The following is a 24,959-nucleotide window of genomic DNA, read 5'->3' as shown; positions in this document are numbered from 1 at the left end:
GATGGAAGGGGGGTGAAAGCCTTCCGAATCCGGCCCTTCGTGCCTATATGATGGTCATGGCAGACAATACCGAGAACACAGGGCCCCTTCCCGAAAACCAGCCGCCCGAAAAGAAGAACGGCTACGGCGCGGAAAGCATCAAGGTCCTCAAGGGCCTCGACGCCGTGCGCAAGCGTCCCGGCATGTACATCGGCGATACCGACGACGGCTCGGGCCTGCACCACATGGTCTTCGAAGTCTCGGACAACGCGATCGACGAGGCGCTGGCCGGCCACTGCGACCGCGTCCTGATCGAACTGCACCCTGACAACTCGGTATCGGTCGACGACAACGGTCGCGGCATCCCGACCGACATCCACAAGGAAGAAGGCGTTTCCGCAGCAGAGGTCATCATGACCCAGCTCCACGCCGGCGGCAAGTTCGAGAATACGAGCGACGACAACGCCTACAAGGTGTCTGGCGGCCTCCACGGCGTGGGCGTCTCGGTCGTCAACGCGCTGTCGGAATGGCTGGAACTGACCATCTGGCGCGACGGCAAGGAACACTGGATGCGGTTCGAGCATGGCGACGCGGTCGCCCCGCTGATCGTGAAGGGCGACGCGCCGCTCAACGAAGACGGCGAACCGCGCAAGGGAACGCGCGTGCGCTTCCTGGCCAGCAACGACACCTTCAAGAACGTCACCGAATACGACTTCGAGAAGCTGGAACATCGTTACCGCGAACTCGCGTTCCTCAATTCAGGCGTCCGCATCATCCTGCGCGATCTTCGTCACGAAGAGGTGAAGGAACACGACCTGTTTTATGAAGGCGGCATCGCAGCCTTCGTGAAGTATCTGGACCGCAACAAGCAGCCGCTGGTGCCCGAACCCGTGGCGATCAGCGCGGACAGGGACGGCATCGGCATAGACGTCGCGCTGGAATGGAACGATTCCTACTACGAGAACGTCCTGTGCTTCACCAACAACATCCCGCAGCGTGACGGCGGAACCCATCTTGCGGCCTTCCGCGCGGCGCTGACCCGTACTCTGAACGGTTATGCCGAACGCTCCGGCCTTCTGAAGAAGGAAAAGGTCTCGCTTGCGGGCGAGGACATGCGCGAAGGCCTGACCGCGATCGTTTCGGTCAAGCTTCCGGACCCCAAGTTCGGATCGCAGACCAAGGACAAGCTGGTCTCTTCCGAAGTGCGCCAGCCGCTCGAAAGCCTGATGAGCGACAAGATGAGCGAATGGCTTGAGGAAAATCCGGCCAATGCGAAGGCGATCGTCCAGAAGATCATCGACGCCGCCGCCGCCCGCGAAGCCGCGCGCCGGGCCCGCGAACTGACCCGTCGCAAGGGCGCGATGGACATCGCCAGCCTTCCGGGCAAGCTTGCCGATTGCCAGGAACGCGATCCGTCCAAGTCCGAAATCTTCCTGGTCGAGGGTGATTCCGCAGGTGGCTCCGCCAAGCAGGGCCGTGACCGCCACTATCAGGCGATCCTGCCGCTGAAGGGCAAGATCCTGAACGTCGAACGCGCCCGTTTCGACCGCATCATCGGGTCGAAGGAAGTCGGCACGCTGATCCAGGCGATGGGCACGGGTCTTCGTGACGAGTTTAATCTCGAAAAGCTGCGCTATCACAAGATCGTCATCATGACCGACGCAGACGTCGACGGCGCGCATATCCGCACCTTGCTGCTGACTTTCTTCCACCGCCAGATGCCCGACATCATCAAGGCCGGACACCTCTATATCGCACAGCCCCCGCTCTATAAGGTCGCGAAGGGCCGGTCCGAGGTCTATCTCAAGGACAACGACGCGCTCGACCGTTATCTGATCGAGGGCGGCCTTGCGAACAAGGTTCTGGAAACCGGCGGCGGTGCGCGCAGCGGCGAGGATCTTGCCGCGCTGGTCGAACAGGCCCGCCGCTTCAAGAACACGCTGGCGTTCGCGCCCAACCGCTACGATTCTGCCGTTGTCGAGGCGCTGGCCCTTGCCGGTGCGCTTGACCCCGATCTCGACGCCGCAGGGCGCGAGGCGGCGCTGGCGCACACGGCTGCAACCATGCAGCGCGGCGATCCCGAGGCGAAGTGGACCGCGTCGGTCACCGATGAAGGCTACGGCATCTCGCGCCTGTGGCGCGGGGTCACCGACTATCACTTGATCGAGAACAAGTTCCTCGACAGCGCCGAAGCCCGCAAGCTGCACAAGGTCGCAGCCGAACAGGCCGACGCCTATGCCGACGGCGCCCGGCTCGTCCGCGCCAGCGCGGCTGATGCAGAGGAAGGCGAAGAGAACGTAGCCCTTACCAAGGTCGCGGCGATCTGGCGTCCAACGCAGCTTCTGGAACAGGTCCTGGCCACGGGCCGCAAGGGCCTGTCGATCCAGCGCTACAAGGGTCTTGGCGAAATGAACGCCGAGCAGCTCTGGGAAACGACTCTCGACCCCGAGAATCGCGCCTTGCTGCAGGTGAAGGTTGAGGACGCCGACGTGACCGACGAGATCTTTACCCGCCTGATGGGCGACGTCGTCGAACCGCGCCGCGATTTCATCCAGCAAAACGCGCTCAACGTCGCCAATCTCGACATCTGATCGCTGCCCTGCGGCGCGATCGCGCTGCAATGCAGCAACAGTTGCAGCCAAAACGACACGCGATCCCCGGGTAACGCGCCTGACACTTTGATCAGGGGCTCCCCCGGGGAGAATATTCGCCCCCTTAATCAAGCCGCGGTCCGCTTTGCGGAACCAACTTTGCCGCGGCATCCATGACCCGCGTCCTACGTCCTGCACCGGAACGACAACCGCAACTTCGGCATCTTCGCCGCCGGCGAGGTTTCGGCTACCGATCGCCCGATCCTGCGTGAAGGCGTGCTCTATTCGGACGACAAAAAGACCGACCGGATCAGCGGCGTCGCGCAGCTTCCCGCCGTCACCCTGCCGCTGACCAATACGGCCAAGGGCGACAACATTTCTTGGCACGCTAGTGCGACTTACGAAGTCACCGCCGACACCAACGTCTAAGCCCGCGTGGCGACCGGTTATTTAGGCCCTGCGATCCAGGACAGGGTGAACTTCTTCTCCGTCCCGACGGTCGCGAAGGAACAGGCCACGATCTCGGCAGAAGGCGGCATCAAGACCGCGCTGCTCGATCGCAGGCTGCGCCCCGACCTCGCCGGCTATTGGTGGCGTACCGACGATCTTCAGCTGACCGCGGTGGGCCGCACGTCGACTTCGGCCTGCCTGATCAACGCCGACCATGCTGTCGGCTATGGCATCAGGGCGAGCTGCCGCGCGCCCCGCCCCCACGCTGATGCCGGCTGGGAAATCGCCGGCTTCGTGCGTAACTTCACCGACGTGATCGTGTTCGTTTCGGGCATCGACTTCGACAACCTGACCGGCATGATCAACGAACCCCGCACCCGGGGCCTGGAAGTTCGCGCTTCCTTCTGATCGTCCCCTGATTGACGGCAAACGATGCCGCCCGTCTTTCGCTTCTCAAAGGCGGAAAGCGGGCGGCACTGTTCTTTGTGGCTATGGACCGATGCGCCGTGGTCCTAGAAGACTGTCCGGGAACGACGACGTGGCACAGTTCACGCGCAGGACAGGAGAGGACATGACTGCCAGGACGCCCCTGCGCCTCGGTTTCAGCACCATCGCAATCATCGCCAGCACCCCCGCGCTTGCCGACGACGCCGACCAGCGCATCATCGTGGTAACAGCGCCGGGCGGCGATACGCTCGTTTCCGAAGGGACGGTCGTCGGCCGCGAAGACATCGCTGCCGCCGGGTCGCCCGATGCCATCGCCGCGCTGACCCGCAATGTCGCGGGCGTCACACTGCAGCAAGCGCAGGGCAATCCGTGGCAGCCAAACCTGTCGTGGCGCGGTTTTCTCGCCTCCCCGCTACAGGGCCAGCCGCAGGGGCTTGCCGCCTATCTCGATGGTGGACGCTTTAACCTTCCCTTCGGCGACACGGTGCCCTTTGACGTCATCCCCGATGCGGCACTCACTTCGATCGCGCTGGTTGAGGCGGACCCCGCATTCGGCCTCAATGCACTGGGCGGCGCGGTCGTGATGGCGACCGCCACGGGACGAAGCGATCCGGGTCTGACCGCGACGGCGGCTTATGGCTCTTATGACGAGCGCGAGTTCAGCCTTGCCGGCGGCGGCGCTGGCGATGCATTTTCCGCCTTCGCCGCGGTCCAGTACCGCGCAGAGGACGGCTGGCGCGATTACAGCCCGTCCGAACTGCTGAACGGCTACCTCGATTTCGGCTACGACGCGGGCGGTCACGGCGCGCACCTCAAGTTCGTGGGCGCGGACACCGACCTTACCGGAAACGGCGTCGCGCCGATCGAACTGCTGGACGCGCGGCGCAAGTCGGTCTTCACCTGGCCCGACCGGTCGCAGACGAAATACGGGCGGATCAGCCTGACGCCGTGGATCGCGCTGGGCGATGAAACGCGGCTGGAAGGCACGCTTTATTACCAGCGGTTGAAGATCCGCACCGTCAACGGCGATGCCGCCGACATCGAAGTGTGCGAAGACGATGACCTCGCGGGCCTGCTCTGCCTCGAAACCGTCGAAGATGACGACGATGACGACGATGACGGCGGAGAGGAAGAGGGCGAGGTCCTGACCGATGCGGGCGGCATGGCGATTGCCGACGTGCTGGGCGGCGAGGATTACGGGGTGCTCAACCGCGGGCGGCTGAAGACCCGCGCGGGCGGTGTTCTCTTGCAGCTTATCGACGAACGCGAATTTTGGGGCGGGACCAACCGCCTCGCCATCGGCGTCAGCTATGACGAAAGCCGCAACCGCTTCGACACTGAGACAGAACTGGGCGAACTGACGGAAGACCGCAGCGTCGAAGGACTGGGCACGGTCATCGTGCAGGACAGCGGCGCGATTGCGCCCGTCGGCCTGATCGCGAAGACGAAGTTCACCGGCGCGTTCCTATCCGACAGCCTGCCGCTGACCGATCGGCTGACCGCGGAAATCGGACTGCGCTACAATCACGCCAATATCGTCCTGCGAGACCAGATCGGCACCGCGCTGAACGGCGATCACACATTCGAGCGTTTGAACCCCGGCCTCTCGCTACGTTATCGCGCGTCGGACGCGCTGACCTTGCGCGCCGGTTACGCCGAGACGAACCGCACGCCGACGCCGGCCGAGCTGTCCTGCGCGGACGAGGACGCGCCGTGCAGCCTTGCCAACTTCTTCATCGCCGATCCGCCGCTGGAGCAAGTCGTGGCGAAGTCGTGGAACATCGGCGCGACGGGTAACACCGATGCGGGCGGCTGGAACCTTGCGTGGCAGGCGACCGCGTGGCGCACGACGAACCGGAACGACATCCAGTTCGTCGCGTCCGAAATCCGGGGGCGCGCCTATTTCCGCAACATCGGCAGCACGCGGAGGCAGGGAATCGACGTTGGCGTGAAGGCCCGGCGCGGGCCGCTTTCGCTGTCCGCAGGCTATGCTTTCCTCGACGCGACGTTCCGCGATCCTCTCACCCTGTCCAGCCCGTCCAACCCCTTCGCCAACGGAGATGGAGAGATCGACGTTTCGCGCGGAGACCGACTCTCCGGCCTGCCCCGCCACAGCACGACGTTCAGCGCGGACTATGAAGGCAACGGCTTCTCGTTTGGCGGCGATGTCATCGCGCGCTCTAGCCAGCAAATGGTGGGCGACGAGGCCGGGCAGAACCCGAAGGTTCCGGGCTATGCGCTGGTCAACTTGCGCGGGTCGATCGACTTTGCCCCCGGTCTTTCGCTTTTCGGCGAAGTGCGAAACGCGCTCGACACCGATTACGAGACTTTCGGCACTTTCTCCGAAGTCGACGAAGTTTTCCTGTCCGAGGCGCCCGACGCCGAAGACCCCCGTGCCTTTGGCCCCGGCGCGCCACGCCGATGGACGATAGGGGTGAAAGCCAGCTTCTGATAGTCGGAACAGACCACCCTTGAATCCGGAACAGGCGGGCGCGGCGGCGGTTAGTCAGGCAAAGACTGAAAGGAAAACCATGACTACCAATTCCGCATCCGCCAGCTACCAGGGCCTCGGCAAGGACGGCAAGGGCCACGTCGCGACGAAGTCGGGCGCGCTCGATGCGCCGTACGGCTTCAACACCCGTTTCGAAGACGACCCCGGCACCAACCCCGAGGAACAGATCGCGGCGGCCCATGCATCGTGCTTTACGATGGCAACCAGCTTTGCGCTCGCCAAGGAAGGCTTCACCGACGGGCGGCTCGACACCGACTGCACCGTGACGCTTGAAAAGGACGGCGACGGGTTCAAAGTGACGAAGTCCGCCCTGTCGCTAAAGGCCAATGTTCCCGGCCTGACGCAGGAACAGTTCGAGACGGTCACCGACGGCACCAAGGCAAACTGCCCGATTTCGAAGTTACTGAACTGCGAGATCACGCTCGACAGGACGCTTGAATCTTGAGTAGCAAGCCCCGCGTTCTCTTCGTCTGCCTTGGCAACATCTGCCGGTCCCCGCTGGCAGAAGCGGCCTTCCGCGCCGAGGCGGCGAAGGCGGGGCTTATCGCAGAGGCTGACTCTGCCGGCACTGCCGCATATCACGTCGGCGAACCGCCGGACCGCCGCGCCATCCGCGAAGCGGCGCGCAATGGCATCGACATCGCGCACTATCGCGGACGGCAGGTGACGGCGCAGGACTTTCACGACTTCACGCACGTATTCGCACTTGATGCCGAAAACCTCGCAAACTTGCGCCGCGTCCGGCCCTCGGGTGCCCCTGCCCGCCTCTCGCTTCTGCTCGACTGCGTCGACGGGCGCGAGGGCGAGGCCGTGGCCGATCCTTATTACGGCGATGAAAGCGGCTTTGCCGTAACGTGGGACGAAGTCAGCGAAGCGGCCCGTGCTTTGGTCGCGGACCTATCCAACGGATGAGCGTCGGCGATTATGTCGAAAGCCTGATCGGAGAGCGGCCCGCAGAGGCGAGCGCGCTTTCGGGCGGCGACATTGCGGCCGCGTGGCAGGTGACAATGGCCGATGGTCGCCGCTTCGTCCTGAAGAAGGGCGACGATGTCTCGATACAGACTGTCATGCTGGAAGCGATCCGCAGGACCGGCGCGCCGGTGCCCAATGTGATCGCTTCTTTGGGCGACCTGTGCCTGATGGAGCGGGTTCCCTCGGGCGGCAATCTGTCGAACAGTTTCGGCGATCTCGCGCAAGTGCTGACGAAGCTCCACGCGCCGACGGACGAGGCCTATGGCTGGCACCAGGACCATTCCTTCGGCCCGGTCGCCGTGCCCAATGGTCGCTGCAACAACTGGCCCCGCTTCTGGGCCGAGAACCGGCTCTTATCCGGCGCACCACATATCGACACCGCCATTGCGCGCCGGATCGAGGCCTTGGCAGATCGTATCGCCGACATCCTGCCCGCCGCGCCCGCGCCTGCGCTGCTGCATGGCGACTTGTGGGGCGGCAACGTGCTCTGCTTTGGCGGTCGGGTCAGCGCGCTGATCGATCCGTCTTGCTACTATGGCGACCGCGAGGTCGACTGGGCGATGCTGACCGTCTTCAACAATCCGCCGGGCAGCTTCTTCGAGGCGATGGAGCCCCTGCCCGGCTGGCGCGAGCGGCTGGGTTGCTACCGGCTCTGGCCGCTGCTGGTGCACTTGCGGCTGTTCGGCACGACCTACAGCGGCGCGGTCGAGAACGAGCTGACGGCGCTTGGCTTTTAAGCTTCGACTACCCAGTCTCGGCGCAACTGCTTGCCAGCGAGGCCCATCAGCAGCGCGGCCATGCCGTAGAGGCCGAGAGCAAAAAGCATCGAAAAGCGCAGCGCTTCGTCACCGTATGTCGGTTTCAGGAAATCGGACAACGCGCCCAGCGCGTAAATCCCGCCGCCAAGGCCGATCAGGTTGTTGATCAGCAGGAACATCGAGGATGCCGTCGCACGCGCGCGCGGTTCGACGAGATGCTGGACTGCGGAGAGGACCGGACCGATCCAGATATAGGCAAGCGCCTGGGGCAGGAGGAACAGGATGAAGGCCATCGCCACGCTGTTCGAACTGATCCCGCCTGCATAGAACGGGATCGCCAGCGCATAGGCGAGCGCGGGGAGCCATGCGTACCACGCCTTGTCCTTGCCGCCGAGACGATCGCCGAACCACCCGCCAAGCAGTACGCCGACAGTGCCGCCCAGAAGCAGGATCGCTCCGTAGAACTGCGACGTGCCAACGAGGTCGAGGCCAAAGCTGCGCTGGAGCAGGCTGGGCAGCCAGAAGGCGACGCCATAGCCAAGCATCGAGGATGAAGCAGCGCCGAACGACAGCAGCCAGAACGAAGGTTTGCGCGCCAGCACGCCGGCGATGGCGCCGAAGGATGGCGATTCCTCGCCCGCGACGGGCGCCGGTCGCGGCACGTCCTTGACGATCAGTTTGAACGGGATGGCAATGGCGACACCGCAAAGGCCCACGGCCACGAAAGCTACGCGCCAGTCGACCAGCGCGGCGATATAGCCGCCGGCCATGACGCCTGCGGCAGAGCCAAGCGGGATACCCAGCGAATAGATCGAGAGCGCGAAGGCCCGCCTGGACGACGGGAAATAGTCGCCGATAATGGCGTAGGACGGGGCAACGCCCCCCGCCTCACCAATGCCCACGCCAAGGCGGGCAAGGAAGATGTGCCAGAAGCTGGTCGCCAGTCCGCATATCGCGGTAAACCCGCTCCACGCCACAAGACTGACGGTGATGACCCAACTGCGGCTGGTACGGTCGGCCAGCCATGCCAGCGGCACTGCCAGCGTCGAATAAAGCAGCGCGAAAGCGATACCGCCCAACAAACCCATCTGCGTGTCCGACAGGCCGAGCTCGGCCTGAATCGGCGCGGCAAGGATCGCGAGGATCTGCCGGTCGAGGAAGTTGAACACATAGACGACGAGCAGCATGGCAAGGACAGGGCCGGGCCGTGCTGGCAGCGTTTTGGGCTGTTGGGCGGTTGTTTCGGTCATCGTGCGTGGGTCTGCAGGAAGGGGCCGATGGCGGCAAGCACTTCGGGTTCGTCGAGCAGCGGCGCATGGCCCCGTTTTGGCACGGTCACCGCCTCGAACGGTCCGGAGTGGCGCTTGTCCATTTCCGCCACCGTCTCAGCCGAGAACAGATCGCTGAGCGCCCCGCGCACGGCCATGACCGGCATCTTGTCCAATGCCTGCCAGACCGGCCAGAGGTCGCCCGGAACGACCGCATCGTCATCGGGGTCGAGCCCCTTGGCGATGGCCGGATCGTAGGCCGACGACACACCCGAGCCATCTTCGACACAGGTCCGGCGGGCAAAGGCCATCCAGTCCTCGGCGCCGAAGTCGGGAAACGCCTCGGCATTGACGGCTGCGATGCGCGATGCCGCCTCGTCCCAGTCCGCCGCCGGAGCACGCGGACCGACATAGTTGCGGATGCGGTCGAGGCCGCCTTCTTCCAGCACGGGGCCGACATCGTTCAGGACAAGCGCCGCGATCTTCGCAGGGGCAAGCGCCCCCATGATCATCCCGATCAGCCCGCCCATCGAGGTGCCGACAATGCCGAACCTCTCGATACCAAGGCCGCCCATCAGGGCGAACATGTCGCCCGAATAGACGTCGATGCGGTACTGGTCCGACTTGTCGTCGTGCTCCGACAATCCTCGCCCCCGCTGGTCCGGCACGATCAGGCGATGGCCAGAAAGGTGCGGGATCAGGGGTTCGAAGTCGGCGCTGTTACGGGTCAGCCCGTGCATCAGGAGAAGCGGGAGCCCCTCGCCCGCGCCATCCGCAGCCGGATAGTCGCGAGCGAAGAGATCCAGCCGTCCGTCCGCAGAGCGGAACCGGTGGCTGTTATATTCTGCCATGGCCTAAATCCTTTCCGATCCGCCGGGGATCAGAAGCGGACCTCGCCCGTGACGAAGAACCGGCGCGGGTCGCCGTAGAAGCCCGTCAGCGTGCCTTCGAGGCCCAGCGTCGGGACGAACGGCTGACCGTTGGTGCCGCCGGCCACGAAGTTGTAGCCCGAGACGATGTAACGCTCGTTCGTCAGGTTCTTGCCGTGGACGCCGATCGAGAAACGGTCGGAATCGTCGGTGTAAACGATGCCCGCATCGACGAGGAAGTAACCGTCCTGGTCGAGGAACGGGTTTGCCGTTTCGAACTGGCTGGTGTCACTGCGCATCGAGATGCCGCCGAGGAAGTCGACCATGCCGCTCGCAACCGGAAGGCCGAGATCGAACCCTGCATTGACGGTCCATTCCGGCGTGTTCTGGAAGGTGCGCTGGCTCGACACGTCGACACCGTTCACGAGGTATTCGTTGAACTTGGCATCAAGGTAGCCGACCGCGAAGTTCACGTTCATGCGGCTTCCGTCACCGGCGAAGTCTTCACCGGCAAGAATGTTCGCTTCGAACTCGAACCCGTTGATGTCGGCGCTTGCCGCGTTGGTCGTGACGCCGACGAACGTGTCGAACACGCCGTCGCCATCCGTATCAGCCCCCTGCGAGCCCGGGATCTGGATGTCGGTGTAGTCGCCCTTGAAGGCCGCAAAACTGATGTTCAGGCGGCGATCGAGCAGCGAGGCCTTCCAGCCCAGTTCGTAGCTGTCCACCGTTTCGGGCTTGAAGCGCATGAACTCAAACACTTCGGCTGCCGAGACGGAGCCGTCGTTGTCGAGGTCCTGGGCCTGGCTGGTCTGGCCGCGCGGGTCGAAGCCGCCGCCCTTGAAGCCCTTCGAATAGGTGAAGTAGATGTTGTGGTTGCTGTTCGGCTTGAAGCTGATCGAGGCGCGCGGCGTGAATTCCTTGAAGGTATCCGATCCGTCGAAGTCCGACGTTACCGCGATCGGGATCGCACCGGTTGCGAACAGGTCCGAATAGCCGCCGATGAACGTCGTGCGCAGGACGCGCGAGTTACGCTTGTCGTTGGTGTAGCGGCCGCCGAGCGAAAGCGAGAGCTGGTCGGTCAGTTCGTAAGTGAAGTCGCCGAAGATCGACCAAGTCTTGGTTTTCACGTCGCCCAGCGTCTGGGCGGTGAGGCCCGGCAGGCCGATGAGGTCGCCGGTCGTGAACAGCGCAACGTCGAACGCGGTGAAGGCGTTGGCGTCGAGGTAATAGGCGCCCAGCACGCCCGACAGCCGGTCGCTTTCGTAAAGGAACTGCAGTTCCTGGCTGAACTGGTCGTTCTCGTAGATCGCGGGCACGTCGAGGTCGGCAGACGGAAGGCTGTCGAAATCGATCGGGCTGGTCGAGGTGTCTTCGCGGTAGCCGGTGATCGACTTCAGCGTGATGGTGTCGGAAACCTCGAAGGCAGCGGACAGCGAACCGCCCCATGCCTCGACTTCCTGGTCGACGACGTTGAGACCCGCGCGCGTGTCATAGACGCTGTCCAGAACGGGTGCGCCGGTCAGCTGGCCGGGGATCAGGCGATGACCCTGGCGGGCGAAGCTGTCGTCCTTCACATAGTCGCCCGACAAGCGAACAAAGACCGGACCGTTGTCGAATTCGACCGTGCCGCGCGCGGCCCAGACGTCCTTGTTGTAGTTCTCGACACCGTCCTGTTCGAGGTTGTCGCCGAAGCCGCCGCGCGACAGGCGCGCGCCGCTCGCGCCGATCGACAGGCTGTCGGTCAGCGGGGTCGATGCAGTGACGACGAGGTCGGCCTGGTCGTACGAACCGTAAGTGCCGCGGATCTTCAGCGAAGGCTCGTTCGGAAGGCGGGCGGTCACATACTTGATGGCACCGCCGATAGTGTTGCGTCCGTAAAGCGTACCCTGCGGACCGCGCAGGACTTCGATGCGCTCGACGTCATAGACATCGAGAACGGCGGCTTGAGGGCGGTTGAGGTAGACGTCGTCGACGTAGAGACCGACGCCGGCTTCGAAGCCTGCGACCGGGTCCTGCTGGCCGACGCCGCGGATGAAGGCCGACAGCGTGGTGTTCGTGCCACGCGAAACTTCGAGCGTGAGGTTCGGCACTTCCTGTCCGATTTCCTCGATCGTCTGGGTGCCCTGCTTGGCAAGGGCATCGCCGCCGATTGCCGTGACCGAGATCGGAACGTCGATCAGGCGTTCTTCGCGGCGGCGTGCGGTAACGACGATCTCGTTTCCACGGGTGCCGGTTTCGGCAGTGGTGTCGGCATCCTGCGCCATGGCGGGCGCGGCGACGGTAAGCGTGGCAATAGCAATGGGGCTAACAGCGCAAGCGAAAGCTGCGAATCGCATCAGGTCATCCTCCTCGAACGGTCCGTTTTCCGAACCTCCGATTCCGCCCTCTATTGAAACATGAACCGTCTTTCAAGTTTTCCGTGCATTGCCATCCACGGTTTCGAGGCGTAGCTGTTGCCATATGGCCACAACCGAACCGACCAGCGACACCCGGACCGACAAGGAACCGAGGACCGAACGCGGACGGCGAACGCTGCGAAAACTGCTGGATGCAGCCGCTATCGAATTCGGGGAAAAGGGTTTTCACGAAGCTTCGATCAGCGGGATCACGCGCCGCGCCGGAACCGCGCTGGGCAGTTTCTACACCTACTTCGATTCCAAGGACGAAATCTTCCGCGCGCTGGTTTCCGACATGAGCGGGATGGTCCGCACCCATTCGGCCAAGGCGGTAAAGCCCGACATGTCGCCGATCGAGGTGGAGACGGCCGCGCTAAGCGGGTTTCTGCAGTTCGCGCGCGAACACAAGGAAATCTACCGCATCATCGACGAAGCCGAATTCGTCGATCCGGCCAGTTTCCGCCGCCACTACGAAACGACGGCGCAGCGCATTGCAGAGCGTCTGGAAAAGGGATCGCAGAGCGGCGACTTCCGCCCCGGCCTCGACGAAGCGCACGCATGGGCGATCATGGGAATGTACGTATTCCTTGGCATGCGGTTCGCCGTTCTCGACGAAAAGCGGCCACTGGACGAAGTCGTGGCCGTGGCGGGCGACATGCTGCGCCACGGGATCACCAAGGACTGATTTTGCCCCGTCAGGTAGCGGCTTCGGGTCCGGGGTGGGACATGCCCCCGGACCCGAACCCTGTATTACGCAGGCCTGCGGGCGAAGATGCCAAAGCCCGCGATGATCGCATAGCAGATTGCCGGCAGGATCAGCGCGAAGGCAAGGCTGCCCGAAAGGTCGGCGACAGCTCCGAACACCACCGGGACGACCGCGCCGCCGACGATGGCGACATTGATGATGCCCGAGCCGTCCGCTGCACGGCTGCCCAGCTTTTCGCAGGCAAGCGCGAAGATCGTCGGGAACATGATCGAGTTCATCAGGCCGACCGCCAGCAGGCTGTAACCCGCGACCGCGCCGGTCGACAGTGCGGATATGGCGATGAGCAGGATCGCGATCGTCGCATTCGTGGCCAGGATCTTGCCCGGGCTGAACATACGCAGCAGGGCCGAGCCGATAAAACGGCCAACCATCGCGCCGCCCCAATAGAGCGTGATCATCCAGCCAATGACCGATTCCGGCTGACCGAAGACGCGCGCCTCGGCAAGGTAGTTGATCAGGATAGAGCCGATCGCGACTTCCGCGCCGACGTATAGGAAGATCGACAGCGCGCCGTAACCGAAGCGCGGACGCTTGAGCAGCGAGAGACCGCCGACGATCGAGCTTTCCTCGTGGCGTTCGCCCTGAAGCTTGTTGCGGAACAGCCAGACGACCAGTGCGACGACGCCGATGGCGACGGCAAGGCCGAGATAGGTATTGACGATCATCGCCGATTCCGCCGTGCGGTATGCCCGCAGCGCATCGCCCGAAAGCTCGTCAGCGCTCACCTCGGCGAGCTTGCCAAGGATAAGCCCTGCCCCGACCGCCGGAAAGACGGTGGTGCCCAGCGAATTGAACGCCTGGCCGAAGGTAAGGCGGCTATGTGCCGTTCGCGCAGGGCCAAGCAGGCTGATCAGCGGGTTGGCGACGACCTGCACCATGACCACACCCGAGGCGAGCACGAAGTAGGCGAACAGGAAGATCGCGTAAGTCGCGGTCTGGCTGGCCGGAATGAACATCAGGCAGCCCGCCATCATCGTGACAAGGCCGATGACCGCGCCGCGCATATAGCCGACCTTTTTCACAAGGCGCGCCATCGGCAGGCCCATCACGAAGTAGGCCGCGAAGAAGCAGAACTGCACCAGCATCGCCTGCGTGTAATTGAGCGTGAAAAGCTCCTTCAGCTTCGGGATGACAACGTCATTGAGGGACGTGATTCCGCCGAAGATGAAGAACAGCGCAAAGACGAAGGGCTGAAGCCCCGGCGCGTCGATGTGGGTGCCGTCATCCTCGATCGGATTCGGGTCGGTGGAACTCGTAACATCGGGGGCCAGTGCCATCGAGGGATTCTCCTCCGGAGATGGCCGGGTTCTTTTGCCCGGCCTTATGGATTTTTCTCTTAGTTTGCGACCGGCGGACAGGTGCCGGCGGCGTCAACGGATTCCACGCTTGCCGAAAGCAATGCAAGCGAAAGGTTTGCGCCCGAAACGATGCGCAGCGGCGTTGCCATTTGCGCCATGTCCGCACCCTGCTCTGCAAAGCACTTGAGCGGGATGGCCAGCGTGCTCACATCACCCAGCGGGGCATCGACCAGAAGCGTGGTCACGTCCAGCGTCCGTTCACCCAGGGCCAGCGTCACCGGACCTTCGGGCAGGCTGTCGACGCGCCATTCGATGGCGAGCGACATGCGTTCGGCAAGGTGCTTGGTAAGGTCAGAGGCCGGCCCCTCGATCACGGCCGTGCCGTTGCCGGTCCACGTCAGCGACTTGGCATCTTCCTGCGCGCGAACATCGACCGATTGAGCGGTAACCGCACCGCCCGCGCTCGACACCGGGGCCGTGCCCACGGTGCGCTTGCCGCCCGCGTCCTCGACGCTCAGCACCCAGGGTGAAAGCGCGCGGCCCGCGCCGAAGAAGCTGTCGACATTGAGTGCGGTTGCGATGTCGACCCTGGGATCTTCCGAAAGCTGCGGAACGCTGGCGCCCTTGGCATAGGAAAGGCCATGGCCCAGCGGCCAAAGCGGCTCCGTCACCGGCGCGCGGGCATCGGCGGGCCATGCAAAGGAAAGCTTGCCGGTGAAATCACGCACCGGCTTGCCATCGGCGCGCGCAACCAGAACGTCGGCAACGCCGGCACCCTGCGATCCGGGCAGCCAGGCGGCCACGAAAGCGTCCGATGCGTTGATTTCGGGGCTTGTGAACATGGGACGGCCCGACAGAAACACCGAGACCACGGGAATGCCCTTGGCCTTCAGGCTTTTCAGAAGCGCAAGATCGGTCGGGTCCGACGGCTGGTAGTCGAGCGTGGGAACGTCGCCCTGATACTCGGCATAGGGCGTCTCGCCGAAGACGACGATGGCGACATCGGGCGCGGTTTCGAACGAGCCGTCTTGCGACAGCGTGGCGCTGCCGCCCGCTTCGGTGACGGCCTCGTTCAAACCGTCCCAGATCGTCTGGCCGTTTGGAAAGTCTTCCTTGGTGACGTCGGTGCCCTGCCACGAAATCGTCCAGCCACCCGACTGGATCGCCATCGAATCGGCAGCAGGTCCGGCGACAAGCACCTTGGCGCCCGGCTTGATCGGCAGGACCGAGCCTTCGTTCTTCAGAAGGACCAGCGACTTTGCCACCGCTTCGCGCGCGACAGCCAGATGCGCGGGCGCGCCGACGGCGGCATGGTCGCCGCGCACGACGGGCTGCGCGTCCATCAGGCCCAGCTTCATCTTCACGCGCAGGATGCGGCGGACCGCCTCGTTGATGCGCGCCTGCGGGATCTGCCCGCTACGCGCCTGCGCCAGCGTATTTTCGTAAAGGCCCTTCCAGCTATCGGGGGCCATGTACATGTCGAGCCCCGCCATCAGCGCTTCGGGGCAATCGGTGTTGGTGCAACCGGCAACCTGCCCCTGCGCGTTCCAATCACCTACGGTGAAACCCTGAAAGCCCAGCGCGCCTTTCAGCACGTCGGTCAGCAGCGTGGGGTTGCCGTGATTCTTCACACCATTCCAGCTTGAGAAGCTGGCCATCACGGTCAGCGCACCCGCGTCGATCGCGGTCACGTAACCGGCGGCGTGAATGTCGATCAGTTCCTCTTCTGAGATCTTCGCATCGCCCTGATCGTCACCGCCCTCGGTGCCGCCATCGGCGAGGAAGTGCTTGGCCGTCGCGGCAACGCGATTGGCGGGAATATCCTTGCCCGCTTCCAGCTTGCCCTGAAGGCCGAGGACCATTTCCTTGCCATATTCGGCGACAAGCTTGGGGTCGGAGGAATAGCCTTCGTAGGCCCGGCCCCAACGCAGGTCCTGCGGCACGGCCAGCGTGGGGGCGAAAGTCCATTCGATGCCCGAACCTGCGATTTCCAGCGCGGTTACTTCGGCGATGCGGCGGATCAGCGCGGGATCATGTGCAGCGCCAAGGCCGACGTTGTGCGGAAACACGGTCGCGCCGGGAATGTTATTGTGGCCATGCACGGCATCGACGCCGAAGATGATCGGGATCGCGACGCCCTTGGCACGCGGTTCGACCGAAACGGCACGGAATTCGTCGACAAGGCGATTCCAGTCCGCCGCGCTGGCGCGTTCGTTGCCGTAAGGGCCGCTGTTGCCGCCCGCCAGCAGCGAGCCGAGCGGATAAGTCCGCAGGTCTTCAGGCGAGATCGCCGCAATGTCGGCCTGAATCAGTTGGCCGACCTTCTGCTCAAGCGTCATCTGCGCCAGCAAAAGCGAAATGCGGTTTTCCGTTTCCGTGTCGGTAATCGCCGCCGGCGTATGCGCGCTCGGCCAGTTGGCAGCGTTGGCGCGTGCCGCTTCGGCGATGTCGGGCGCCCCCATCGGCTGTGCCGCGACAGGTGCTGCAAGTGCGGCAACCGCCGCCGACATCAATAGCGGAGCAAACTTGACCCCGATCCCCATCCCGGTCATCCCAATTCTTGTTGTGAACGTTATCAACCAAGGAAATACAGCAATCGCCGGGGCAGTCAACCCCACTGCCCGAAGGCGCAGGACTACAGGGCTTCAGCGGCGCAGGGCGCGGCTGGTGGAGGCGAGCAGCAGCGACGCGACAAGCGTCAGCCCTGCGAGAATCGCCATGAGCACCGGGTAGCCGAAGGCCGGAACCACCGCGATCGTCAACCAGGGCACGATCAGCGAGGGGACCGTGTTGGTGAGGTTGAAAATACCCAGATCGCGCCCCCTGTGCCGGGCTCGGGGCAGGACGCGCAGGGTCTGGCTGGAGTGGAGCGACAGGAACACCGTCGTCGCAAGACCGAACAGGATGTACCCCGCCAAGGCGAACAGCAGCCCCTGTGCCAGCGACATGAACATCAGGCCGACCGTGGCCATAAGTGCGGAAATTGCAAGCGGCATGATCGGTCGCCCTGCCCTGTCCGCCCAACGCCCCGAAAGCAGTGCCAGCGGCACGGCAGCGGCGAGGACGAAAGCGAAAGTGCGCGCGATGTCGGCGTCGGTCATGCCCTCATCGATGGAACGGAACCAGTAGAGCAGGTAGGCGAAGAGCGCGGCCTCGGAAATCTGCACGGCGAGCCGCGCTGCCCACATGCGTTTGACCGGTTTGGTGCTGTCGACCGCCTCTGCCGGACCGCCGAGAGTATCGCTCATCAATTCGGGAAAGGGCTTCGGTCGTCCGGCGATCAGGACAGGCAGGACGCAGGCAGCGACGATCCCCGCAACCAGCCATAGCCGCCCGTCGGGTCCCGCCAAACCCGGCATCGTGATCAACGCGCTGGTGACCGCCCCTGCTGCCGGAGCGAACGCCATCAGCCCGCCCAGAACACCCTTCTGGCTGTCGGGTACGCAGTCCCCCGCCCATGCCGATAGCGGCCCCATCATCATGTTGAGGAACACCTGCCAGACCAGCAACAGGCCGAGCAGCATGATGGCCGATTCCGCCAGCTGCACCGCAAGCAGCAGGGCAATCGTGCCGACCAATCCCGTCGCAACCCAAATGCGGCGGTTGCCGGTCCGGTCGCTCAGCCATCCGAAGGCGATGTTGGCCACGCTGGCGAAGATCGCACCGCCAAAGGTCAGGTAACCCAACACGCGCACGTCCGCGCTGCCCGCCATGTCGGTGACGCGCAGCGGCAGGAGGACAGTCAGGAACGGGACATAGGCAATCGCACTACCCGCCCAGGCAAGGGCATAAAGCAACAGGAACCGCGTTGCCTGCCGCGCACCGGCCTGCTGTGCGGGCGTGTTCACCGCGGCGGTGCGGTCGATTCCCGCTCTACCAGGCTACACGGCACGACGGCGGGTTGATCCGGCCATTCGTTGTCTCGCGCTGCCGCAATCAGCAGTTCGACCGCGCGGGCGGTGACGTCGGAAATCGGCTGATCCACGGCTGTCAGTTGCGGATGGGTAAAGCGCACGATGGGCGTATTGTCGAAGCTGACCAGCGAGAGATCGTCGGGGATCGACAGGCCCTTTTCGCGCGCGACTTCCAGCGTGGCGAGAGACATCTGGTCGTTGCTGGCGATGATCGCGGTCGGCCTGTCACCGCTCGAAAGCAGCGCCTCTGCCGCCTTGCGACCGGAATCGAAGCTGAAGTCGCCTTGCGCGAAAAGTCCGTCGGTCGGCAGGCCAAGGGTGTCCATCGCGCGGTGCCAGCCCTCGGTACGCCAGCCGCTGACCGAGTACTCGTCCGGCCCTGAAATGAACCCGATCCGCTTGTGGCCAAGGCGCGCCAGCTTCTCGGTCGCCATCGCCGCTGCGCCCGCGTCGTCCATGTTGAGCGCTATGCCCTCGCCCCCGTTGGACGGCGAGATGCGCGCGAACGGAATCTCTCGCGATTTCAACAGGGTGGTGATCTGCTCGTTGTCGCTGTGCGGCGGGGTCAGGATCACGCCGTCGGGCTGCAAGGCGGCGATCGCGGCGGTCAGTTCGCGCTCGATATGGTCCGAATGGGTGTCGACCAGTTCGAAAATCAGGCGATAGCCATGCTCTGCGCACTTCAGCATTCCGCCCAGCAACATCTGGTCGACCCAGTCCGCGCCCTGCCGTTCGCGCCAGTCGGAAATCGTGCGGTCGCGGTCATTGAGCGCGAGGATCAGGTAAGAGCGCGACCCGCTCATCCGCTGGGCCGCGATCGAGGGAACATAGCCCAGCTTGTCGATCGAGGCCTGGACGCGCGCCTTCATTTCGGGCCGGACGTTCGGCTCGTTATTGATGACGCGGCTTACCGTCTGGAGCGAAACGCCCGCATCGGCAGCGACGTGCTTGATCGTTACGGCCTGGCGCCGGCGTGCCATTGCGAAGCTGAGCCCCCTCTTAGCGCTTGCAGGCGGCTGCGGTAGCCGGATCGGAAGGACATTGAAAGACGCGAACCCAGTCGATCCGCATGTCCTTGGGAAAACCCGTTTCGTCCACGCCGCCCAGCCCGCGCCCTTCGGCAAGCCCGCCGCCGATGGCCAGGTTGAGGATCAGGTGGAACGGCGCATCGAAAGGGGCGCGCGGATCGCCGGGGTCCGCAGCGGTGAACCATTCGTTGCTGGTGCGCGTGGCATAAACGAGATCGTCGACGGTCCAGACCATGCGGTCCGCCGTCCATTCCAACGCATATGTGTGATAGCCCGACAGCACCGGCGGATATACCATCTCGTCACCCTTGTGCACGTTTTCTGGCGGACGCTTGCCAAAATGCAATGTACCAAGGATCGTGCTTTGCCTGCCGCCGGGGCACTCCTCGCACGGTGTGCCAAGGTTCACCGCTTCCAGGATGTCGATTTCGCCCGAAAGCGGCCAGCCGCCGCGGCTCCAGTCCTTGGGCAGCATCCAGATCGCGGGCCAGCTGCCCTGCCCTTGCGGCAGCTCTGCCCGCACTTCGATGCGGCCGTATTTCCACGCCGCCTTGCCCCGCGTGACGAGGCGGGCCGACGTGAAGGCCTTGGTGTTCGTCTCGTTCGCGTTTTCCGCCGCGCGCAGCATTTCGGGAAAGGCCGGGCCGGTCATGGTTTCGCGGTGCGCCTCGATCACCAGCTTGCCGTCCTCTACCCGCGCGTTCTTCGCCCGGTCCGTGTAGCACTGGCGTTCGTTGTTGCCGCCGCCCCAACAGTCGACGTCGAAACCCCACTTGGCGCTGTCGATCGCGTCACCGTCGAATTCATCGGACCAAACCAGCTGCCACTCGTCCGCCGGGGCGGGCGCAGGCGTGGTTGCAGGAACGGTCGCGCAGGCCGAAAGCGCGAGCGCGAGGCCCGCGACTGCAATCCGCATCAGGCCGCCTCCGCCTCTTGGGCGCGGCAATAGCGGGCAACGTATTCACCGTGTGGGGGAAGGCCCGCGACCGTCTTTGCCACGCTTTCGCGAAGGCCGCGCAAGAGGTGGTCCAGCTCTCCGTCGGACAGCTTGCCCGCCACGGGATGATGGCTTTGCGGCATGATGCCCTGCCCCATCATCACCTGGGCCCAGGAGTTTTCGGCGAACAGTTCCTCGTTGTTGCGGAACACCCGGCCGGTTTCGCGGAACAGTTCGATCTTGTGATCCAGCGTGTCCGGTATCTCCATCGTCCGGCAATAGTTCCAGAACGGGGAATCGTCCCGCTCCGTCGCCTTGTAGTGCAGGATCAAGAAGTCGCGGATCTGTTCCATGTCCTGGAACTGCTGCGCGTTGAATTCGTCGATGTCGCGGGTGGATACCTTGCCGCCTGCGGGCAGCATCCGGATCACGCGCAGTATCGCGCGCTGGATGAGGTGGATCGAGGTCGATTCCAGCGGCTCCATAAAGCCCGAGGAAAGCCCCACCGCCACGCAGTTCTTGTGCCACTGTTTGCGCCGCGCCCCGGTCTGGAAACGCAGGCGGTTGGTTTTCGTCGTCGTCTCGCCCTCGATATTGCCGAGCAACCGTTCTTCAGCCGCGTCGTGATCGAGATAGCGGCTGCAATAGACGATGCCGTTGCCCACCCTGTGCTGCAGCGGGATGCGCCACTGCCAGCCGGCATCGTGCGCCATGGCCCGCGTATAGGGCACCGGCGCGCGCACGCTGCCGGTCTGGACCGCGATGGCGCTGTCACACGGCAGATAATGGGTCCAGTCGTCATAACCGACGTGCATGGCCTGACCGATCAGCAGCGCGCGGAAACCGGTGCAGTCGATGAACAGGTCGCCCTCGATTCGCTTGCCGCTTTCCAGCGTGATGGCGGCCATGTCCCCGCTGTCGCCATCGAGATCGACGTGCGAAATCTTGCCTTCGATCCGCTGCGTCCCTTCGCTTTCGGCGATGCCACGCAGGAACCGGGCAAAGGCCGTCGCGTCCAGCTGGAAGGCATAGTTGACGCGGTTGTCGGGCAAGTGCGCGAACCTGCCTTCGCGCGCGGCGAGCAATTCGAGGCAGTAGTCGTCGTAAGGCGCGTCGTGGCCGCGGGCCTTTCCCTCCATCCAGAAGTGCTGGAACCCTGCCGACCAGTGGTCCTTGCCCGTCGCGCCGAAGCTGTGGAAATACCCCTCGCCCGGCGCGCGCCAGTTGTCGAACTGGATGCCCAGCTTGAACGTCGCGTGGGTCGCACGCATGAAATCCGCTTCGGGAATGTTCAACAGGCGCAGGTAGTTGACCAGCGGCGGGATCGTGCTTTCGCCCACGCCGACCGTGCCGATCATGTCGCTTTCCACCAGCGTCACCGATGCCGTGCGGCCGAGCGTGCGGGACAGGGCCGCTGCCGCCATCCAACCGGCGGTTCCGCCACCGGCAACAACGATGCGGACGGGTTGCGATGGATCGTGGTTCATCGGCTGAGGGTCCTTAGAAGGAAGGCGCGCAGACGGCCCGCACTCTCGGGCGTCAGCCGGTCGAGGACCGATCGGGCCTGTTCGGGGATATGGGCGGTAACACGCTCGTCCGCCTCGAATACGTAATAGTCGAAAAGGTCTCGCCAAATGGCGCGGTCGCGTTCGGGCAGGTCGCGGATCGCCATGATCGCGTGATTGAGCGCGTCCTGCGGCTGGCCAAGGTAACGCGGCGTATCGCGCCACCAGTAGTTCACCAGCACGTTGAACGACTCCAGCCCCTCGACATGGTGCCACCACATCGACGGGATGAACAGCGCGTCGCCCGGCTCAAGCTCCGCCACTTGCGCGTGTTCCAGCGCGTCGCGAAAGCGCGGGTGCGCGTCGAAGTCGGGTTCGGTGAAATCGACCATCGAGATCGCGCGGCCCGCAGGCGTATTGTCGATCGGGCCAAGATAGAGATTGCGAAACTGTTCAGGCGGAAACAACGTGAAGCGCCGGCGCCCCACCGCGCAGCAGGCGAGGTTGTCGGGAAAGTCGTTGTGCGCGGCGATGCGCGTCTTCGTGCCGATCCAGATGGACGACAGGGGATCACGCCCCCCCAGCGGGACGTGGTTCGCCTCGTGCAATCCGTTGAAGAAATCGTGCATGTCGATGGAGGCGAGGTAGATCGCGGGCGCGTCTTCCTGCCCCTCGCCCTCTTCCATCTTGGCGAAGATCGTCGGCAGCGTGCCCTTGGTCGTGCGAAAGTTCATCTGCATCGCCTCGTCGTAGAACATCCGCCCCTCGCTCTCGGGCGCGGCGACGGAGACGACGAAAGGGCGTTCGACGGCGTGCTGCTGGATATAGGAGCGCGCAGCGCTGGCCGACTGCAATCCGGCCTGCACCAGCGGCCAGTCCCTTGCCAGGCCGCGCAGCACGAAAGGCCGGTCCGCACCGCGCAGCATCGCGTCCAGCGCGGCGGCGTCGGCCACCTCGCGTTCCTCGATCCGGGGCAGCGCGGTCAACGTATCAGGCATGGGCTTCGCGGGCGTTCTTGCGGGCGACGAGATCGGTTATGTGCGACAGCGAGGCGAGCGCCATGAAGATCGGCATCAGGTATCCGGCGGCGTGCAATTCGCCCAGCGCCGCGCCGTCAAGGCCGCGGATCCTGTCTTCGTTGAGGATGTGAAAGCCGACGAGACTGCGCTTCGCCCCGTCGTTCAGGGTGACTTCCAGCGTGAAGGGCTCAAGCAGGTCCCAACGCTTCAGCGCGGCGAAGAACCCTTCGCTGGCGCGATATCCTGCGTCGAGCCGCCCCAGCTTTTCGGCCACGTCCTCAAGGTACGGTGTCGCCTGCCCGCTTTCGTCGAAAACACGCACGCCTTCGGCATCGTCGATACGCACGTGCTCCATGTCGATGTGGACTTGCGCCACGCCGTCTTCGTCGCGGCTGCGTCCGATCAGGAACGGCTGGATCGACAGGGCGAGCGGGCGATAGCCCGCGTTCCACTTGCCGTTTTCAAGGAACAGGTTTTCCCCGTTCTCGAACCCGAAAAGCGCGACAGCGTTGAACGCGCCGGTTTCCTGGTTCTTGTGGAACAGGATCGGGAAATCGGCCTGCACCTGACGGAACTCGTTAGGAACGGCGATGCACGACATCACCTGGTCGCCAAGGTCGGCGCCCGGCTCCATCCTGACGCGCAAGTCGCGGTGGGTTGCGGGGTCGAGAACGGCGTGCTGGCTCATGCGGGGCATCCTGCGGGTTTGGTGGCTTGCGCGGATTTCGCGCGAAGCGTGTCGAGATACGTCCGGTTGGTCGGCAGCGCGGCGGCAAGCTGGCGCGCACGCTGTTCGACCTGTTCGGTCGGATCGGTGTTCATGGCGGGCAATTGCGGCGCTTTTCCGCCCATGCCGTAAAGAACGTATTGCCAGCTGGCGGCAGGGAAGATCTCGTCCATCATCGGGAAGTCCGCATTGCCCGGAACCTGTCCCTGCCAAAGCGCCAGCAGTTCGGCGAGGCTTTCGGGCACGGTGGCGCGATGTTCGTCCCAATAGGCACCGTTGCGGTCCGACAGGACGTAGTGCAGTTTCAGGAAATCGACGATCCGGTCCCAGCGATAGCGGAACAGTCGGTCGAACCTGCGGGCGTGAATGTCCATCTCGGCCCGGTTGGTGGGAAAACCATCCATCAGCGCGCGCAGCGACAGTTCAATCATCACGATTGCCGAAGCCTCAAGCGGTTCGACGAAGCCTGCCGAAAGACCGATGGCAAGGCAGTTTCCGATCCAGAACCGATCGAGGTGCCCGCTCTCAAACCGCAGCAAGCGCGGGTCGGGCGCGGGCGCGCCGGGCACGGCCCTGGCGACATAGGCGCACAGCGTTGCCAGCGCCTCGTCGTCCGAAGAAAAGCGCGACGAATAGACGCAGCCTATGCCGCGGCGGATAGGCAGCGCGATGTCCCAGATCCAGCCCGCATCGTGCGCGGTTCCGATGGTGAGCGAGGCGATCGCGCTGTCGGGCGCGGTCGGGACCTGCGCGGCCAGGGCACGGTCGTTGAACAGGACGTCGCTGCGATCGATGCGGCCTGCGCCCATCTCGCCCCGGATCAGCAGGGCGCGCATCCCGGTGCAGTCGATGAAGAGGTCGCCTGAAAGCCGGTCCCCGCCATCGAGCAGCAAGGCGGCGATATCGCCATTGTCGGCTCTCTCCACTCGGTCGATCCGGGCAGGAACATGCGTTACGCCAAGCTTTTGCGTGGCATGACGCTTCAGCAGGTCGACCAGCTTTCCGGCATCGAGGTGATAGCCATAGTTCAGCGCCCCGGCGTAACCGGGCATCGCTTTCTGGCGCGGGGCAAGATCGGCGGCGCAGACCGAGCCCTGCGGCGAAACGGCGTCGGCAAACGTGCCGCCTTTCGCGGACCAGGCCGAAACGGCTGCTCGCGGCGTGTCCCCAACCGGCGCAGTAAACGGGTGGAGGAAGCTGTCGTCATCCCCACCATTGCGCCAGCCGTCGAAGCGCGATCCCTGCTTGAACGAAGCGTCGGTGGCGACGAAAAATTCGGCCTCGTCGATGCCGATCGCGGCCAGCGTACCGCGCATCGTGGGCCAGGTCCCCTCTCCCACCCCGATGGTCGGGATGTCGGGCGCCTCGACGATAGTGACGCGTAGCGGGTGGGCGACATCGCGCTTGCTGCGGGCAGCGATCGTGCAGGCGGCAAGCCATCCGGCGGTTCCGCCACCAGCGATCACGATATGATCGACCTTGCCCGACATTGCCTTACGTCCTGCTCACCCTTTTTGTCG

Annotated in this window: 20 protein-coding genes; 8 read left to right on the top strand and 12 right to left on the bottom strand. The window is 64.3% G+C overall.

Going from position 1 to position 24,959, the window contains the following annotated elements:
* Positions 1-56: 56 nt before the first annotated feature.
* The 7 genes from gyrB to A9D15_RS11710 all read left to right on the top strand — a co-directional run bounded on the left by gyrB (position 57) and on the right by A9D15_RS11710 (position 7,688).
* Positions 57-2,570, top strand: a complete 2,514-nt coding sequence (gene gyrB, locus A9D15_RS11735; protein WP_066766063.1) for a DNA topoisomerase (ATP-hydrolyzing) subunit B — start codon at positions 57-59, stop codon at positions 2,568-2,570.
* Between the two features lie 276 nt (positions 2,571-2,846).
* Positions 2,847-2,999 carry a hypothetical protein gene (locus tag A9D15_RS16600; RefSeq protein ID WP_156521762.1) on the top strand — a complete coding sequence of 51 codons (153 nt, stop codon included), beginning with the start codon at positions 2,847-2,849 and terminating at the stop codon, positions 2,997-2,999.
* A 6-nt stretch (positions 3,000-3,005) separates the two neighbouring features.
* Complete coding sequence (locus A9D15_RS11730; protein WP_156521761.1) at positions 3,006-3,428, top strand: hypothetical protein; 423 nt, start codon at positions 3,006-3,008, stop codon at positions 3,426-3,428.
* Positions 3,429-3,591: 163 nt separating this feature from the next.
* The gene (locus A9D15_RS11725; RefSeq protein ID WP_066765232.1) at positions 3,592-5,919 is read left to right on the top strand and encodes a TonB-dependent receptor; all 2,328 of its coding nucleotides are present in this window, start codon (positions 3,592-3,594) and stop codon (positions 5,917-5,919) included.
* Positions 5,920-5,998: 79 nt separating this feature from the next.
* Positions 5,999-6,424 carry an OsmC family protein gene (locus A9D15_RS11720; RefSeq protein ID WP_066765230.1) on the top strand — a complete coding sequence of 142 codons (426 nt, stop codon included), beginning with the start codon at positions 5,999-6,001 and terminating at the stop codon, positions 6,422-6,424.
* Positions 6,421-6,891, top strand: coding sequence for a low molecular weight protein-tyrosine-phosphatase (locus A9D15_RS11715; protein ID WP_066765228.1), 471 nt, complete (start codon positions 6,421-6,423; stop codon positions 6,889-6,891). Before A9D15_RS11720 ends, A9D15_RS11715 begins: the two co-directional genes overlap by 4 nt.
* Positions 6,888-7,688 carry a fructosamine kinase family protein gene (locus tag A9D15_RS11710; protein WP_066765226.1) on the top strand — a complete coding sequence of 267 codons (801 nt, stop codon included), beginning with the start codon at positions 6,888-6,890 and terminating at the stop codon, positions 7,686-7,688. Before A9D15_RS11715 ends, A9D15_RS11710 begins: the two co-directional genes overlap by 4 nt.
* On the opposite strand, the gene A9D15_RS11705 is transcribed toward A9D15_RS11710, so the two are convergent.
* From A9D15_RS11705 to A9D15_RS11695, 3 genes are read right to left on the bottom strand one after another with little or no spacing between them, the layout of a single operon-like run.
* Positions 7,685-8,959: a spinster family MFS transporter gene (locus A9D15_RS11705; protein ID WP_066765224.1), complete on the bottom strand. Its 1,275-nt coding sequence runs from the start codon at positions 8,957-8,959 to the stop codon at positions 7,685-7,687. The genes A9D15_RS11710 and A9D15_RS11705 overlap by 4 nt on opposite strands.
* Positions 8,956-9,828 (bottom strand): alpha/beta fold hydrolase, encoded by an 873-nt coding sequence (locus tag A9D15_RS11700; RefSeq protein ID WP_066765221.1) that lies wholly within the window; start codon positions 9,826-9,828, stop codon positions 8,956-8,958. Before A9D15_RS11700 ends, A9D15_RS11705 begins: the two co-directional genes overlap by 4 nt.
* A gap of 29 nt (positions 9,829-9,857) precedes the next feature.
* Positions 9,858-12,185, bottom strand: coding sequence for a TonB-dependent receptor (locus tag A9D15_RS11695; protein WP_066765219.1), 2,328 nt, complete (start codon positions 12,183-12,185; stop codon positions 9,858-9,860).
* Positions 12,186-12,309: 124 nt separating this feature from the next.
* On the opposite strand from A9D15_RS11695, the gene A9D15_RS11690 reads away from it, so the two are divergent.
* Complete coding sequence (locus A9D15_RS11690; protein ID WP_066765217.1) at positions 12,310-12,930, top strand: TetR/AcrR family transcriptional regulator; 621 nt, start codon at positions 12,310-12,312, stop codon at positions 12,928-12,930.
* 65 nt (positions 12,931-12,995) lie between these two features.
* Here the strand turns inward: A9D15_RS11690 and A9D15_RS11685 are convergent, their stop codons facing one another.
* The 9 genes from A9D15_RS11685 to A9D15_RS11645 form a co-directional block, all read right to left on the bottom strand.
* Positions 12,996-14,288, bottom strand: a complete 1,293-nt coding sequence (locus tag A9D15_RS11685) for a sugar MFS transporter (RefSeq protein WP_066765214.1) — start codon at positions 14,286-14,288, stop codon at positions 12,996-12,998.
* Positions 14,289-14,347: 59 nt separating this feature from the next.
* Complete coding sequence (locus A9D15_RS11680) at positions 14,348-16,861, bottom strand: glycoside hydrolase family 3 protein (protein ID WP_244881977.1); 2,514 nt, start codon at positions 16,859-16,861, stop codon at positions 14,348-14,350.
* 93 nt (positions 16,862-16,954) lie between these two features.
* Positions 16,955-18,157 (bottom strand): MFS transporter, encoded by a 1,203-nt coding sequence (locus tag A9D15_RS11675; protein WP_066765210.1) that lies wholly within the window; start codon positions 18,155-18,157, stop codon positions 16,955-16,957.
* Entirely contained in the window at positions 18,154-19,203 is a 1,050-nt protein-coding gene (locus tag A9D15_RS11670) for a LacI family DNA-binding transcriptional regulator (RefSeq protein WP_066765207.1), read from the bottom strand. Before A9D15_RS11670 ends, A9D15_RS11675 begins: the two co-directional genes overlap by 4 nt.
* A gap of 19 nt (positions 19,204-19,222) precedes the next feature.
* Entirely contained in the window at positions 19,223-20,167 is a 945-nt protein-coding gene (locus A9D15_RS11665) for a glycoside hydrolase family 16 protein (protein ID WP_066765203.1), read from the bottom strand.
* Entirely contained in the window at positions 20,167-21,675 is a 1,509-nt protein-coding gene (locus tag A9D15_RS11660) for a tryptophan halogenase family protein (protein WP_066765200.1), read from the bottom strand. Before A9D15_RS11660 ends, A9D15_RS11665 begins: the two co-directional genes overlap by 1 nt.
* The gene (locus A9D15_RS11655; RefSeq protein WP_066765198.1) at positions 21,672-22,691 is read right to left on the bottom strand and encodes a cupin-like domain-containing protein; all 1,020 of its coding nucleotides are present in this window, start codon (positions 22,689-22,691) and stop codon (positions 21,672-21,674) included. Before A9D15_RS11655 ends, A9D15_RS11660 begins: the two co-directional genes overlap by 4 nt.
* Entirely contained in the window at positions 22,684-23,400 is a 717-nt protein-coding gene (locus A9D15_RS11650; RefSeq protein ID WP_066766060.1) for a SapC family protein, read from the bottom strand. Before A9D15_RS11650 ends, A9D15_RS11655 begins: the two co-directional genes overlap by 8 nt.
* Positions 23,397-24,929: a tryptophan halogenase family protein gene (locus A9D15_RS11645; RefSeq protein ID WP_066765196.1), complete on the bottom strand. Its 1,533-nt coding sequence runs from the start codon at positions 24,927-24,929 to the stop codon at positions 23,397-23,399. Before A9D15_RS11645 ends, A9D15_RS11650 begins: the two co-directional genes overlap by 4 nt.
* Positions 24,930-24,959 lie beyond the last annotated feature (30 nt).

The organism is Croceicoccus pelagius (genome assembly GCF_001661915.1).
Classification (GTDB): Bacteria; Pseudomonadota; Alphaproteobacteria; order Sphingomonadales; family Sphingomonadaceae; genus Croceicoccus; species Croceicoccus pelagius.
Note: the sequence above shows the minus strand (reverse complement) of the source record. Positions and strands in the feature narration are given on the sequence as shown.